General features: G+C 64.5%; 9 protein-coding genes. 1 reads left to right on the plus strand and 8 read right to left on the minus strand.

All coding sequences use genetic code 11. The features are described from left to right. Positions 1–71: 71 nt before the first annotated feature. The 6 genes from OXR60_RS03585 to OXR60_RS03610 form a co-directional block, all read right to left on the minus strand. Positions 72–1,148, minus strand: coding sequence for a LacI family DNA-binding transcriptional regulator (locus OXR60_RS03585; RefSeq protein ID WP_267394135.1), 1,077 nt, complete (start codon positions 1,146–1,148; stop codon positions 72–74). 17 nt (positions 1,149–1,165) lie between these two features. Beyond that, positions 1,166–2,695, minus strand: a complete 1,530-nt coding sequence (locus OXR60_RS03590) for a tryptophan halogenase family protein (protein ID WP_267394138.1) — start codon at positions 2,693–2,695, stop codon at positions 1,166–1,168. Then, positions 2,692–4,242: a tryptophan halogenase family protein gene (locus OXR60_RS03595; RefSeq protein WP_267394141.1), complete on the minus strand. Its 1,551-nt coding sequence runs from the start codon at positions 4,240–4,242 to the stop codon at positions 2,692–2,694. The genes OXR60_RS03590 and OXR60_RS03595 overlap by 4 nt, the downstream gene beginning before the upstream one ends. Positions 4,243–4,297: 55 nt before the next feature. After that, the gene (locus tag OXR60_RS03600; protein ID WP_267394143.1) at positions 4,298–7,306 is read right to left on the minus strand and encodes a TonB-dependent receptor; all 3,009 of its coding nucleotides are present in this window, start codon (positions 7,304–7,306) and stop codon (positions 4,298–4,300) included. Between the two features lie 547 nt (positions 7,307–7,853). Continuing rightward, positions 7,854–10,037, minus strand: a complete 2,184-nt coding sequence (locus OXR60_RS03605; RefSeq protein WP_267394146.1) for a glycoside hydrolase family 3 C-terminal domain-containing protein — start codon at positions 10,035–10,037, stop codon at positions 7,854–7,856. Between the two features lie 867 nt (positions 10,038–10,904). Then, the gene (locus OXR60_RS03610) at positions 10,905–12,026 is read right to left on the minus strand and encodes an FAD-dependent monooxygenase (RefSeq protein WP_267394148.1); all 1,122 of its coding nucleotides are present in this window, start codon (positions 12,024–12,026) and stop codon (positions 10,905–10,907) included. Between the two features lie 68 nt (positions 12,027–12,094). On the opposite strand from OXR60_RS03610, the gene OXR60_RS03615 reads away from it, so the two are divergent. Further along, positions 12,095–12,745: a TetR/AcrR family transcriptional regulator gene (locus tag OXR60_RS03615; RefSeq protein WP_267394150.1), complete on the plus strand. Its 651-nt coding sequence runs from the start codon at positions 12,095–12,097 to the stop codon at positions 12,743–12,745. Between the two features lie 84 nt (positions 12,746–12,829). Here the strand turns inward: OXR60_RS03615 and OXR60_RS03620 are convergent, their stop codons facing one another. Together OXR60_RS03620 and OXR60_RS03625 are read right to left on the minus strand one after the other, a co-directional pair. Further along, on the minus strand, positions 12,830–13,777 hold the full coding sequence (locus OXR60_RS03620; RefSeq protein ID WP_267394153.1) for a cupin-like domain-containing protein: 948 nt from the start codon (positions 13,775–13,777) through the stop codon (positions 12,830–12,832). A 176-nt stretch (positions 13,778–13,953) separates the two neighbouring features. Next, positions 13,954–15,492 (minus strand): tryptophan halogenase family protein, encoded by a 1,539-nt coding sequence (locus tag OXR60_RS03625; RefSeq protein ID WP_267394156.1) that lies wholly within the window; start codon positions 15,490–15,492, stop codon positions 13,954–13,956. Positions 15,493–15,503: the final 11 nt, after the last annotated feature.

Raw genomic sequence — 15,503 nt, forward strand, 5'->3', positions numbered from 1 at the left:
AATCTCGCCGCCCGCCAGCCGTGTTACGATCTCCTATCCAACGCACTTTCTTCGCTCACTGACCTCAACGATCACACCTGGATAGCAGCGCGGGGACGACGACGAGGCGCCGCGTCGGATTGGCGCCTAACCAGCTGGTGAGGCAGGGTGATCCGCTCGGCCGGCGGAGCGTGTCCCTCGCGTCGAGCGGCAATCGCGGCGGCGATCAGATCTGCTGCGATCGTTCCCATCTGCGCTGTCGGCAGGCGAACGGTGGTGATGTTCGGCCAGATCGTCGTCGCGACCGGGCTATCGCCGAAGCCGCAGACGGTGAGATCGCTCGGTACGTTGAGGCCGCGGCGATGGGCGACCGAGATCGTGGCTGCCGCCGTATCGTCGTCGCTGGCGAAAATGGCTGTCGGCGGGGCCTCCGCGTCGAGCAGCAGCTCGGCGGCGTCGAGCCCCGAGCGATAGGTGGAGGAGCCCGTTCCGATCAGATCATCCTCCGTGGTCAGGCCGTGGTCGGCCAGCGCTGCGCAATGCCCGTCATATCGCCGTCGGCTCGCCGGGCGGGTCGGGCATCCCATGATGAAGCCGATCCGGCTGTGGCCGAGCGCGATGAGGTGTGTGGTCATATCGTACGCTGCCTTGAAGTCGTCGATATCGAGCGTCGAAGCCGATCCCGCCGGCTGGCCGGCCATCAGCACAGTCGGCATGCGCTGCTGTTCGAGCATGTCGAGCAACTCCCCCGCGTCGCACAAGGCAGGGGGCAGCACGACGCCGTCGATCCCGCGTTGGGCAAGCCTGCGCGCCGCGGCGGCTGGACGCTCGGCCATGTCGCACTGTTCGATCACCAGCTGCATCGTGCTGGCGGCGACCCGATCGAGGCTGCCGACCATGAAGGCATTGAGATAGCCGGCGCTTTCCGAAGTTCGGATCAGACCGATCCGCATCGGGAGCGGTGCGCCGTGCAACAGTGGCGAGGCCGGCGTGAACCGCAGCAGGGCGATGGCGCGGATCACCGCCTCCTGAGCCGCCGGGCGCACGCGCGCATTGCCTTTGAGCACGCGCCACACGGTGGTCACCGATACGTCGGCAACACGGGCGACATCGTCGATCGTCGGTGGCTGGACCAGGCGCGATTCGACCACCGGCGGCCGCGCTATCATGACAGGGTGGCCGCCGATCACGACACCCCCCTTGGCGCGGCGCAATGCTGGGCGATGAACTGCTCATGGGTCGGCATGGCCGCGGCGGTCTTGCCGATGACCTCGCGCAGATGCGCCATGAGGCGGATGCTGTCGTCCAGCGGCAAGGCCGCGACCAGCGGATCGTGCGACACCGGCCGCACGCGCTGCCCGAGCAGCACGGCGATCCAGCTGTCGGGGGTGAACAGCTCGCCGGCTTCGCGAAACAGCCGCGCCTTGCCGCCCCACAGCTCGATCTTGGCGGCCAGCGACGGTGGTGGCGCCATCGTCCGGCAGTGATCCCAGAAGGCTGAATCGCTGCGGCTGGTGGCATGATAGTGGAGGACGATGAAGTCGCGGACCTGATCGTACTCGCGCAGCAGCAGCCGATTGTACTCGGCAATCTCCACCGGATCGAACGAGGAATCGGGAAACAGGCTCATCAGCCGGGTGATGCCCGACTGGATCAGGTGGATGCTGGTCGATTCGAGCGGCTCGAGGAACCCGCCGGCAAGGCCAATGGCGACGCAGTTGCGCTCCCACAACCGCTCGCGGCGACCCGCGACGAAGCGCAGCTGGCGCGGCTCGGCCAGCGGCTCGCCGTCGAGCCCGTCGAGCAGCGCCTGCAGCGCGGCATCGTCGCCGAGGTGCGCGCTCGAATAGACATGGCCGTTGCCCACCCGATGCTGAAGCGGAATCCGCCAGCGCCAGCCGGCGGCACTCGCCATGGCGCGGGTATAAGGCAGTGCCGGCCCGGTGCGCCGGCTCGGCACGGCCCAGGCCCGGTCGCACGGCAGCCAATGCTGCCAGCTGGTGAACGGCACCCCCAGCGTCTCGCCGAGCAGCAGCGAGCGAAATCCGCTGCAATCGATGAACAGATCGCCCTCGATCCGACGGCCATCGGCTAGGGTGACGGCGTCGATGAAGCCGCTGTCGCTTGCCAGATCGACCGCGGTGACCCGCCCCTCGAGGCGCACCACCCCCTCCGCTTCCGCATAGTTTCGCAGGAACCGCGCATAGAGGCCGGCGTCGAAGTGGAAGGCGTAGGACAGGGTCGACAACACCGCCGCCGGGTTCGCCGCGGGGCGCGTGAACCGTCCGTTTCGCGCCGCGACCGATGACAGGCAGTAATCGCCGATCAGTCCTGGATCGGGCGCGGCTTGCGCCAAGGCTTGCCGCAGCCACAATTGGTGAAACGACACGCCCTGAATGTCGCGGCCGTGGGTACCGAACGGATGCAGGTAAGTGTCCCCGACCCTTGCCCAATCGGTGAACTCGATGCCGAGCTTGAAGGTCGCCTGGGTGGCGCGGACGAAGTCATCCTCGTCGATGCCCAGCAGCTGGTTGAAATCGAGCAGCGAGGGGATCGTCGCCTCGCCGACGCCGACCGTGCCGATCTCGTCGGATTCGACCAGGGTTACCGAAACGTCGGCCGCCACCAGCCGCGCCATCGCCGCCGCGGTCATCCACCCCGCGGTGCCGCCGCCGACGATCACCACCCTGCGGATCGGCGCCGCCACCTGGCTCATCGCGCGGCACCGCCGCCGAAACGATGCGCCTGGGCATAGCTGGTCAGGTCGCGATTGGACGGCAGGTTCTGCACCGCATAGCCTGCCTGCTGGCGCACCTCGGCAAATGCCCGCCGCGCGTCGTCGGCAAAGCGCAGCGATCCGCCCCGCGCTGCCAGATCGGTCTTCCAGCCCATGCCATAGAGCACATATTGCCAGCTGGCTTCGGTGAAGATGTCGACCTGCGGGTCGATGTCGAGCTCGTTGGGCGGCCGGAATCGCCAGCGATCGAGCAGCTCGAGCAGGCTATCCGGGATCGACTCGTCCGCCACATTGTCGCGCCAGAAGGCAGAATCCTGCCGCGCGGACAGGCAATAGTGGAGCTTGATGAAGTCGAGCGCGCGTTCGTAGCGGCGCAGCATGTTGGCGTTGAACTGCCGTGCCGACGTCTCGACATCGCCGCCCCAGGGGAAGAGATTGGCCACCATCCCCGCCGCTACCTCGGCAAAGGCGATGCCGGTCGCCTCGAGAGGCTCGAAGAAGCCGCTCGACAGCCCGATCGCGACACAATTCTTGTGCCAGTTGACCTCGCGGAACCCGCCGTCGAAGCGCAGACGGCGGACGTCGACGTTGGCACCCCGCGCACCGAGATGGGCGCGAAGCACGGTTTCGGCGGCATCGTCGCTCATATGTCGCGACGAATAAACGTGGCCGATACCGCGGCGCTGGGTGAGCCCGATATCCCACATCCAGCCCGCCTCCTGGGCGGTCGCGATCGTATAGGAGGCGATCGGGTCCTGTGGATCCGCATAAGGGAGCTGCGCCGCCAGCGCCCGATCGCAGAACAGCACGTCGCTGCACGAGCGATACGGCATGCCCATCGCCCGGCCGATCAGTTCGGCACGAAAGCCGGTGCAATCGATGTACAGATCGGCGTCGAGTACGCCGTTGCGCTCGGTGCGCACGCCGCCGATGCTGCCGTCGGGCGCGATCATCACCTCGGCGATCTTGTCGACGAGATGGTGGACGCCGTTGCGGATGCCCTGCTCCGCCAGCAGGCCTGCCAAGGCAACGGCGTCGAAATGGAACGCGTAGTTGAGCGGCGCGACATAGTCAGGATGCGACGGCAGCTTGGGCGCGCGGTGCGCGTCGGCAGCCGCCCGCTGCGGCGTCGCCGCATCGTCCCAGTCCTGGCCATCGGCCAGCCCCATCAGCCAATAGGGCAGCAGTTCGATGCCGCTGTCCTCGGCCGCGACCTGAAACGGATGGGTGTAGAATTCACCGGCATGGTGAGCAGGGCTGTGCCGCCAGTTGACGAACTTGGCCCCCTGCTTGAACGTCGCGCCGCACCGGCGGACGAGATCGGTCTCGCTGATACCGATGGTAGCGAGCGTGCGCCGGATGGTGGGAAAGGTGCCCTCGCCCACCCCCAGCACGCCGATCGCATCGGATTCGACGAGCGTGATCGTGACGCCGCCCGGCAGATCCGCGCCCAGGCGCTTCGCCAGATAGGCGGCCGTCAGCCACCCGGCGGTGCCGCCGCCGGCGACCAGAATGCGCTTCTTCATGCTACTGGCCTCATTAGCGGCCCACCCCCACGGGCGGGCCGCCATGCTTCATACATCAGAACGCCAGGTTGATCCCTACCGACAAGCGCCGATCGCTCTGGAACCAGCTGCGTCCGACCAGCTTGCCCCCCGGATAGCCGCCCATCAGCGTCCGCTGGGTGGAGGCCGTCAGGTTTGTGCCCTGAATGCCGAACGAGAACTGGTCGGTGACCTTGAAGCGAACGCCCGCGTCAATCGACCCGTAATTGCCACCATAGATCGGCAGCGCGATCTGGGTGCTGGTGTCGACACCACCGTCCTGGTTGGTGATCACCCCCGGCGCGCTGTAATAAGTGTAGGGCGAGTTGGTGCCGTTGCTGTTCGTCGACAGCAGGTAGCGCGAGCGCCACGAGTAAGCGACGCGCAGCGACACCGGATTGCGCTCGTAGAGCAGCGTGGCATTAAAGTTGTGCTTGGACAGCCCAACCAGCGGCGCGTCGGTCCTGATCGTTCCGTTGATATCGCGATAAACATCGCCGGGGTTGCTGCTCTTGATGAACGTATAGTTCCCCTCGAACCCGAAGCCGGCAAGCGCGCCCGGCAGCATGTCGAGGAAGAAGCGGCCCCCGACCTCGACGCCCTTGACCGTCGCGGCCTTGGGCGAGTTGATATAGTCGCTCGCGGATGCGTTGACGCTTTCAGTGAAGCCGTCCGTAAACAGCACGTTCACCTGCCGCGTCGTCAGCGAGTAGATCGGCAGGTCGGTTAACCGCTTGTAGAAGGGCGCGAGGTGGAACGAGGTGCCCGCCCGGCCGTAATATTCGAGCGACAGATCGACGTTGTTCGACAGCGTGGGCTTGAGCAGCGGGTTGCCCGTATCCGCGGTGAAGTTGGTGAAGGTGCCCGGTTGACCCGCGACCGGGTTGCTGGTCGTGGCGACGCCAACCGAACCCGATGCGCGCAACGCATTGAAGCTCGGCAAGTCCATTGTGATGTTATAGCCGCCGCGCAGCTTGATCTTCTCGGCGGGTGACCATTCGAGGTTGACCGACGGCAGGACGCGCGTGAAATCCGCCTTGCCGCCGCGGGGGAGGAACGTGCTCGCCAGCGTCTGCGGAACCCCGTTGCGGATGAAGATCGTGCCGCCATTCTGCTGAATGTAGCCGCTGCCCTCATTCTCGATATGCACGACGCGGACGCCGACATTGCCGGAGATGCCCTTCGCGCCATCCTGCGGCCCAAAGCGCAGCAGGGCATAGCCCGCGATATTCTCGGTGCGGTTGTCGACCTGGTCGCCGGGCAGAACAAAGCCCGGCGCGCGGATGCCGGACAGACCGCCATAGCCGGTGACCGGCAACAGGCCAGCGGCGGAGCAATTGGACTCGATACCAGTACAGAAGCCGGCAGGCGGCGGCGTGACCAGGCCGGTGCGGTTGACGTTGAAGCGCGAGGCGAGATCCTCCGACGCGAACATCAGATTGCCGGGCAGCGTCGTGTTGCCGCGGAAGAAGTCCTTGAACGCGTGGAAGGCGACATCGCCGGGTGCGGCGTTCGCATAGGTCAGCTGCGGATCGCCGTTCCAGCCGCGACCCAGCGCCGTCCAATTGTAGCCGTTGGCGAGATCGCGCTCGGTGCGCTTGGCATAGCGGCCGCCGACCTTGACCGAGCGGAAGAAGCTGTTGTCGAACTTGTACTCGGCATCAAGCTGCGCCGCGTCGAGCCGGCCCTTGTTCCGTTCGTTGTGCGGCATCGACGCCGACCAGAAATAGTTGGCCGGATCGGCGAAGGACGCCTGGGTAGCCGGGCTGACGGTGATCTGGGGCAGGTCGCCGCGCAGATCCATGCCGAAGCTCGTGCCGAACCCGATCTCGCGGAAGATGTCGATGCGATCATAGATCTGACGTGAATCGACGCGCTGCAGCGAGCCCTTGAGCGACAAGGGGCCGCCTTCCGGCACCCAAGCGAACGACAAGGAGTAATCGCGCGTTCGCGTGTTGCTCTGCACGAACCCCTTGTTGCCGCTGCTGGTGATCGTTCCACCGGTGGGCAGGAAGGTGTTCGGATCGCGGTTGTACAAGGCGGTCGTGCTGGTCAGCAGGCCGTTGCTGTCGAACGTGCTGGTCGCCGGATCGACTGCGAGCGTCTGCGAATCGAGCTGCGTGCCATAGTCGCTCGACTGGCTCTTGTAGCGCGACTGGAAGAAGCTGCCGGTGAAGGTCAGCGAATCGGTCGGCTGCCACTGTGCGGCGCCATAGATGCCATAGCGCTTGTACTGGAATGCCTCGTCGCCATAGGCGAAGCCGCTCGGAACGTAACGCGCATTGCCGTCGCTCAGCGTCGTCTTGAAATACGGACTGGTGCGCAGGAACTGCGACAGCGAACTGAACTGGCTGAAGGCGATATCGCCGAGCAGGCCGATCCGGCCGATCGGGGTGTCGAACGTGTCGGTGACCAGGATCGAACCCGAAGGATCCGCCTTGCGCGCCATGTCGCCCACCGCAAGCTCGCTCGTGCCGGCGACGTGGAACTTGCCGTCGAAATCGAACGGCAGCTTGGTGCGCAGATCGATCTGGCCGCCGGTGCCGCCCTCGATGAGATCGGCCGTCGATGCCTTGTAGACGTCGACCGCCGACATCAGTTCGGGGGTGACGTCGCTCCACAGGATCGCGCGCCCGTTGTTTGCGCTGAAGATCTCGCGGCCGTTCAGCCGCGACGCGACGCCCGTAAGGCCGCGCACCTGCACGCCCGAACCCTGGACGGAATAATGATCGGGATCGCCGAGCGCGGCGAAGCGGACGATCGACACACCCGAGACACGCTGGAGAACCTCGGTAATCGAATTGTCCGGCAGCTTGCCGGCATCGTCAGCGACGACCGAGTCGACGATGGTCTCGCTGCGACGCTTGCGCTCGTCAGCCGCCTCGAGCGCGGCGCGACGGCCGGTCACGACGATGTCGGTGCCGCCGGTGTCGGCCGCGGGAGAAGTGGATTGATCGCTGTTGGGGGTTGCTGCCTGGGTCGCGTCCTTCGACACGCCGAGCGTTTCCGCCTGGATCATCGGCGTGGCCAGCGCCTGCGTCGACAAGGTGAATACGCCAAGCGCCAGACATGACGCACCTGCACGCAATGTGGCATCAAAAGCCGCGCGACTACGGCCAACACGAACGAAGTTCGTCATCCCCAACCCTCTCCTGTGTCGCCCCGCCGTTGCGGCCTCAGCGATCTTTATCGCGCTTATGGTAGCGCTATCGGGTCCGATACGGTATTTGTTTGAGGGCGGCAACAGAAAATCATGATGAGACACATGATGAAATGTCGTGTCACCTCTGCGCAACAGGCAAAGCTGTTCGAGCTTTGAGCGATGCGATCGGTTGCCAACGGCGCTCAACCGGCAGAGCGCGTCCGCGGCGATGACGATCAATCCATCGCCGGCTACAGTCGCGTGGACTCAAGTATCGATCATGTTAAGGCGCTGGGCATCTTGCGACATTGGTATTGTTAGCGTTATCTTTTTCGGTAATATGGCGTTGCTGCAAGAACACCTGCGCTCGGCTTCCAGTGGGATACTTCCGCCTTCACGGATTCCACGACCAGCAGCACTGGCCGTGCAAACGCTGCCGGTCTTGAACTGCCTAACCCACCCGCAATGGCCGGCCAATCTTGATATCGGCCGAGGATGCGCCGATCAGCACCTGCACCCGCTCGGGCTCGACCCGCAGCGCATGGCGTCCCTCGTCCCAATAAGCGAGTTGCGCCGCCTTCAGCGTGATGCGCACCGTCTTGGTCTCGCCCGCGGCGAGCGGTACGCGGCTGAAGCCGGCAAGCTGGAGCTTTGGTCGGGCGATGCGCGAACTGAGATGCCGCACGTACAGCTGCGGCACCGCGTCTCCTGCCATCTGCCCTGTGTTGGTGACATCGATGCTGACCACCGCGACGCCATCCGGCGACAGGTGCGGCCGATCGATGCGAAGATTGGCGTAGCGGAAGCTGGTATAGCTCAGGCCATGGCCGAACGGATACAGCGGCTTGGCCTTGGCATACATGTAGGTGCGGCCGTGGCGGATGTCGTAATCGAGCATCGGCGGCAACTGGTCGACCGAGGCGGGCCAGGTGACGACTTCATGCCCCCCGGGATTATACTGGCCGAACAGGACCTGTGCGAGCGCCGTGCCCTCGTCTTGCGAACTATGGGCCATGTGCAGGATTGCCGGCACCCGCTCCTGAGACCAGTTGATCGTGTACGGAAAGCTCGATTTCAGCACCATGATCGTGTGCGGATTGGCCGCCATCACCTGCTTGACCAACTGCTCCTGCGCCAGCGCCAGCGTTTCGCGGTCGCGGCCTTCCCGTCCGTCGCCCGGGTCGGCACAGGGCTTGGTGCCATTGTCCGTCCAATCGTTGGCCATGTTGGGGCCGCACGTGGGATCGTTACCAACCACCACCACCGCGACATCGGCCGCATGCGCGGCCGCCACGGCCGCGGCATTCATATTATCGGCCGTATAACTGACGTGAACGTCGGGTCCCGCCGCAGCGCGGATGCCGGCCAGCGGGGTCACCGCATAGGGCGGGTAACCACCATACCAATCCCAGTGCACGCTGTTCGCGAGCGGGCCGATCACGGCGATCGAGTGCAGCCGAGCCGTCTTCAGCGGCAGCGCGCCACCGTCATTCTTGAGCAGCACCACCGATTCGAGCGCCGCGCGGCGGGAGACGGCGCGGTCCGCATCGCCGTCCCAAGGCGGCGTGCCGTCGTGGAGCGCGGCATAAGGCACCCGCTCCGCCGGATCGAGCAGCCCCAGCTTGATCGTGATCCGAAACTTGCGGGTCAGCGCATCGTCCAGGTCCGCCATCGTGATCGCCTTGCTGGCAAAAGCCGCGTGGAGCTCGTCCTTATAGGTGTCGAGATACTGGTTCACGCCGGCCTTGAGTGCCGCAATAGCCGCCGCCTGCTGATCGGGCACGGCGTGATGATCGTGCCACAGCGTCTTGATCGCGCCACCGTCGCTGGAGACGAGATTGACGTGCCATTGATCGATCACCACTCGGCGCAGCACCGGGTTGATCACCATCGGCACGCCGTTCCAGCTATTGTACGCGGCCATCACCCCGCTTGCGCCGGCATCCTGAAACGCCATGCGGAATGGCAGCGAATAATATTCCCAGAACAACCGCTCATCGAAATCCGAGCTGGTGCGCGTGCGATCCTGCTCGTTCGAATTGGCCAGAAAGTGCTTCAGCAGCGGCGCTGCCTGCCAGTAACGCGGATCGTCGCCCTCGAGGCCCTTGGAGAAGGCGGCCGCCATCGTGCCATTGAAGAACCCGTCCTCGCCATAAACTTCTTCGCTCCGCCCCCAGCGCGGATCGCGGGCGAGATCGGCCTGCGGGCCCCACAGCATCAGGATCTTGCGATCATAGGCAGGCGTCTGCGAGATCCACCGGGCCTCATGCCCTTCGACACCGCCTGCCTGCCGCACCAATTCGGGGTCCCAGGTCGCGCCAAGCCCTGGCGGCTGGGGAAATTGCGTCGTGAGCACGGGTGTGCGCCGCGCCTTGCCCTCGCCGCGCTGCTGAACGCCATGGATCCCCTCCGACGAACCGAAGCTCGGCACGCCCAGTCGCGGCACGCTGGAATCAGTGCTGAGGGCATCGATCTTCTCGTCGAGCGTCATCAGCGACAGCAGATTGGCGATCCGCGCATCGGCAGGCAGGTCGGCGTTGCGAAACGCGGGTGCCGACGGCGGCTGCGCCATCGCCGTCACCAGGAGGACGCCGAGCAACGCCGGCAACTTGGCTTTGGCCATTCTCTTGTGCATCTCGCCTCCTATCGCCGCCGCACCTGATCCTGGCGCTTGCTTCGCCTCTAGGATCTCATGCACGTCGCGGCAACGGATCAGTGCCGGACGGCATCGTTCATCAAAGTAGTCCGTCCGAGCAAAAACACGGTAATCGTAGTGGTTACTAACAAATAAGCGGCGCTGAAGGTCAAGGTGAAAACCGAATTGCACGATAATCACTAAACATCAACCATAGCTTATCCACGTAATATACTGAGCTTACTGCTATGATTTCGTAATACGGCGGCAATCCCGTTTGTACGGCGCCGTCTCCTTATTTGCTTATAGCACCTCATAGCCGGAAGTGCGCGCAGCGGTGTGCGAAACTGGGTGCCAAGGTGCGGCCTGAAATCAATGGTCCTGCAGAACCGTTGATGGAACCTAAAATCAAGATGAGCTTGGCGACGCTTGGATTGTGCGCCTAAGGTGCCGCTTGCTGACCTGTTCCGGAGTTGTTGATGCGCCGATGCTGTCAGCGAACCGCTCGCACCACGATGCACTTCAGTCTTTGAGCGCAGCGGCCTAACTCGCAAGACCTGCCACTCCGCCAGGGCGGCGAAGCATCGTTCCTTGTAGATCTGTCGATCGGTGAGATGGTGCTCCAGGCAGAAGTGATTGTGTATGTTGGCGTGAACCGATGCGAACTTCTGCAACGTCTTCATCTGCCTGTATCTTCACCTTCAACCGGATCACCTCCGGCGACGAGTTGAACGGCAAACGGGCTTGGCGGCCGTGCCCTCGATTTGCGGCTCATCCGCCGCCACATATTAGCCCCCTGCCCCGTCTGCCACGTTCGTCTGACAGAGCCGATGGCTTCGTTCTTAACAAAGACGGCTCGAACGTAGGCTAAAATCCGATGTCGCCCGCAGCAATTTTTTGGTCGCGCTCAGCGAGCTCGCCGTCGTCGGCGGGGCACATCATCGCCATTCCATCGCTCGCCGCCCGCTCCTGCACTTCTTCGACAAAAGGCCGCAGGCCATCTTCATAGTGCCGAAAGGCCGCCGCGTGATCGCCGGGATATCGTTCCAGCGCGGCCGCTAGGCGCCCCGCGCCTATAATCGCGATCGAGCCGCCGAAGCCAGCAAGCGGCGAGACGCAATAGCCCGCATCGCCGACCAGCGCGACGCGCCCGCGCGACCAGCTCGGCATCCTGATCTGGTTGATCCGATCGAAGTAGAAGTCGTCGTCGCCGGCCGAGCCAGCGAGCATCGCGGGCACCTTCCAGCCGAGCCCGTCGAACCGTTCATGGATCAGGCGGCGTTGCTGCACGCGATCGCGATAGTCGTAGTCGATCTCGCCATCGGTGCGGAAGCCGAAGCCGATGTCAGTACGATCGTCATAGCCATTGAGCATCGCCATCCGGCCGGGCACGCTGAAGACCTCCGAGACGTTCGCAGCCAGCAGGCCCGTTTGCGGCACCACCTTCAGGAAGAAGTAGCCGCCCATGAAGTGGGTGAACTGCTCGCCATCGCCGAAGAGCAGCTTGCGCGTGTTCGACCGATTGCCGTCGCAGCCAAAGACCAAGGCAAAATCGCGCCGCTCGCCATCGGTGAAGGTGATCGACACCGCATCTGTGCCCTCCTCCAGCCGATCAATCGAGCGGCCGAACAGCAGCTCGGTTTCGTCCGCTACGGCGCCGAAAAGGATGTCCAGCAGATCGTCGCGATGAATTTCGTAACGCTCGTGCGACGCTTGGTCGCCGGCGGCGCCGACCCTGCCCAGGGTTCTGTCGTCGGCATCCTTGAACGCGAAGCAGCGGGGCGGCAGCGCCTTGGCGCGAACCGCGTCGGCGAGCCCCATGCGAGTCAGGATTTCGATGGTCTCGCCCTCTATATCGACAGGCGTCCCCCCTCGCCGAAGCCCCTTCGCCACCTCGATGATCGTAACGCGGTGCCCAAGCCGGTTGAGCCAATAGGCGGTGGCGAGGCCGGCGAAGCTGGCGCCGCTGACGAGCACCGTGGTTGACAAAGCCATGAGAACACCCCCAAACTGGATAGATCCCTATTATGTACTCAGTCTATATAGGTGTGCAAGCTATGATCGACCGCAGTATGGATCGAAGAACCCGCAAGCGGCTCGCAACCCGTCAGACGATATCCGACGTGGCCACCCGCCTGTTCATGGAGCGCGGCTTCGACCAGGTGACGATCGACGAGATCGCGGACGCGGCCGACGTCGGGCGCATGACGGTCTTTAATCATTTCCCACGGAAGGAGGACATGTTCTTCGACCGCGAACAGGAGGGGCACGATCTGGCGTTTGAAGCGATCAGATCACGGCCGCCCGGCACATCGCCGATCCAGGCTCTGGGACTGCTCGCGCATGCAATAATTGAACAGCCTTCGGCAGCGTTTCCGTTGTTCGCAGACACCCGAACGTTTGTAGAAACCGCTCAGGCAAGCGAGGCGTTGAAAGCACGGGCGAGACAGATGCGCGACGATTTCGTGCGTGCATTGGCCGGCGTGCTAGCCGACGGGGTCGGGCGCGCCGCCGATGATCCCGATGCACATCTCGCTGCGGCCTTGATAGCGACGACGTGGAGTATCGCGTTTACACGAGCGCACGCTGAACTGAGTGCCGCCGGCGACGTCGAAGCGGCGAAGGGCGTCTTCTTGGGCCTGATCGATCGGGGAATCATCGGCACGCATGCGGCTCTGGAAGGAACGCCATTCTTGGACGCTGCTTGACCTACAAGTGAGCGTTCCGAGGTGGTGCATTCGGGCTGACAGCGCGCCTTGGCTTGATAGTGCCTGTTCGCGCTGCATCCGGTCCTAGTCAAAACCCTCCCCATTGCTTCTGATAAAGGTCGATCGCTCGAGCGACGGCGGACCAGCGTAGCCCTGGGCATGCGCCGGGAGGTGCAGCGCGATCGAAGAAGCATCGTCATCGAAGACAAATCGGTTGAACCAGTGGCGCCACGCGCCCCGATGCTCGGGCGCAAGATCGCGTACGGCCTTGATTGCCAGGATCAGCGCCTTCAGTGCCGATCCTGCATCGGGATCACCCCACCAATAGTTCATCATCACGTTGAACGGCGCATCCGCCCGCACATTGTGCCACCAGATAGCCGGAATGTAGATGGCATCGCCGGGCTCGAGATCGGCGACTAGGGCATACTCCAAAGCCTCGGCAAACCGCGGATATCGGGCGAGATCCGGCTGCTCGAGATCAACCATGCTCACCGGCGGCCCGGCGATGGTGTGGTGCAGCGGACCGACGTAGAGATTGTCGAGCTGTTCGGGCGGGAACAGCGTGAAGCGTCGCTTGCCCGCGATCACCGCGGCGACGTTGTGCGTCTCGTCCATGTGGGTGGAGATGCGCGTCCTGTTGCCGATCCAGATCCGCGCCTCCGCGTCGATCGGCGAGAACGGAAAGGCATTCTCCGTCTGCCAGCTGGACAGATAATCCTCGGCAACGGCGCCGCCGGCGTAGACGGCGCTGCGCTGCGGGCCCGCTCGCTGGCTCAGCAGATGGTTGAGCAGGCCCGACAGATTGCCGCTGCGCAGCTGGAAGTTGTAGCCGCGCACCGCCTCGTCATAGAAGAACCGGCCCCCGATCTCGGGCGGCCCCGCCATGAACGCCAGAGGACGACCGCTGTCCATCCGGGACAGATAGGCGGCCAGCGCCTCGTCGGACTCCTGGGCTTTGCGGACCGCCGGCCACGTCGCCATCTGGCCGCGCAGCACCACCGGCCGGTAATCGGGTACGATCTCCGCCATGAACCGGGCCGTATCGAGCGGCCCTTGTATTTCGCGTACCGGCTGCACTTCCACCTCCACCGACGGACCAGAAGGCCTGACGCCTTCCTGATTGCCATAAGCCTATTACAACCAGGACGGTTGCGGGCTGCCGCCGACATGATGTCAGCCGCGCGCCCTGCGCCGTCTTGCCCCCGTCAATTAGGTACGGCCCTTGCGAAATGCTCCAGGAAGCTCGCATGCGGCTCCGCCAACGCGACCGCCTGGGCGATCGAGGCCTTCATCCGCGCCAGAGCCGCCTCAAGGTCGGGCTCGGAGAAATAGTCCGCCATCGGATCATAGGCCGCCGCATCGATCCCGAAGCCCGCATACATCGACAGCCAGCTCGGGTCCTGGAACGTCTCCCACTCGTAACGGACCAGGTGGCCGCGCGCCTTGAACAGGCTGAGCTTGCGCGCGAGCGCCTCGGGCAAGGCGGTGTCGCGGCAGCGGTCCCACATCGGTTCGCCATGTCGCTGGTTGGCCTGATAATGGAGGAACAGGAAATCGCGGATCCGCTCATATTCGAGCGTGGTGGTGCGGTTGTACTCGGCCGCCAGGGTGGGATCGAAGCGGCGATCGGGCAGCAGCGCCAGCAGCTTTTCGATCCCGGTCTGGATCAGGGTGATGCTGGTCGACTCCAGCGGCTCCATGAACCCCGCGGCGAGCCCCAGCGCCACGCAATTGCCCTGCCAGAATGCGTCACGGCGCCCGGTGCGGAAGCGGATCATGTTGGGTTCGGCCAGCGCCTCCCCCTCCAGCCGCCCGCGCAGGGTCGCCACCGCCTCGTCATCGGAGATGTAGCGGCTCGCATACACATAGCCGTTGCCGACGCGATGCTGCAGCGGGATGCGCCATTGCCATCCGGCGCCGAGCGCGGTGCTGCGGGTATAAGGGGTCAGCGGCCCGTCGCGCTCGCACGGCATCGCCACGGCCCGGTCGCAGGGCAGCAGATTGGTCCAGTCGTGATAGGCAACGCCGAGAGCGTCGCCGATCAGCAGCGCGCGAAACCCCGAGCAATCGATGAACAGGTCGCCGTCGATCGCCTTGCCGCAGCGTGTGTCGACGCCCGCGATATGGCCGGTTGCGGCATCGACACGCACGTTGGTGATGGTCGCGTCGACGCGCTCGACGCCCCATGACAGCGCCTTGCCGGCGAGAAAGCGCGCATAGAGGCCGGCGTCGAAATGCACCGCCCAGTCGTAGAACAGCAGATCGTGGACCGGCCGGTCGGTCGGCAGCATGAACAGGTTGCGCTCCGCCAGCGCCGTGCTCAGGCAAAAGTCGGACAGTTCCGTCGCGTGACCGGCATGGCGCATCTTCTGCCAGTAATGGTGAAAGGCGACGCCGCGCGAGCGCATGCCGTACAGGCCGAACGGATGAAAGAAGCGCGCGCCGACGCACTTCCAGTCGACGAAATCGATGCCGAGCTTCACCGTGCCCTGCGCCGCCGCCATCACCTCCTGCTCGGTAACCCCGATGTCGCGGAAGAAATCCCTGATTCCGGGCACGGTGGCTTCGCCGACGCCCACGGTGCGGATATCGCTGGATTCGATCAGGGTGATCGTGACCGGCTGACGCTCCAGCCGCCGCGCAAGCAATGTGGCCGCCATCCACCCCGCCGTGCCGCCACCGACGATCACGATCGATCGCAGCGGCCCGACCTTGTCTTCGGGTCTTGGCTCCTGGCTCGCCATCACGCCCCTTC

It is taken from the genome of Sphingomonas sp. GC_Shp_5 (assembly GCF_026540855.1).
Lineage (GTDB): Bacteria > Pseudomonadota > Alphaproteobacteria > Sphingomonadales > Sphingomonadaceae > Sphingomonas.

Excerpts from the sequence above, each read along its gene's own strand:
- OXR60_RS03590 (WP_267394138.1), bottom strand. The coding sequence starts at position 2,695 with ATGAGCCAGGTGGCGGCGCCGATCCGCAGGGTGGTGATCGTCGGCGGC.
- OXR60_RS03585 (WP_267394135.1), bottom strand. The coding sequence starts at position 1,148 with ATGATAGCGCGGCCGCCGGTGGTCGAATCGCGCCTGGTCCAGCCACCG.
- OXR60_RS03595 (WP_267394141.1), bottom strand. The coding sequence starts at position 4,242 with ATGAAGAAGCGCATTCTGGTCGCCGGCGGCGGCACCGCCGGGTGGCTG.
- OXR60_RS03625 (WP_267394156.1), bottom strand. The coding sequence starts at position 15,492 with ATGGCGAGCCAGGAGCCAAGACCCGAAGACAAGGTCGGGCCGCTGCGA.
- OXR60_RS03605 (WP_267394146.1), bottom strand. The coding sequence starts at position 10,037 with ATGCACAAGAGAATGGCCAAAGCCAAGTTGCCGGCGTTGCTCGGCGTC.
- OXR60_RS03620 (WP_267394153.1), bottom strand. The coding sequence starts at position 13,777 with ATGGCGGAGATCGTACCCGATTACCGGCCGGTGGTGCTGCGCGGCCAG.
- OXR60_RS03615 (WP_267394150.1), top strand. The coding sequence starts at position 12,095 with ATGATCGACCGCAGTATGGATCGAAGAACCCGCAAGCGGCTCGCAACC.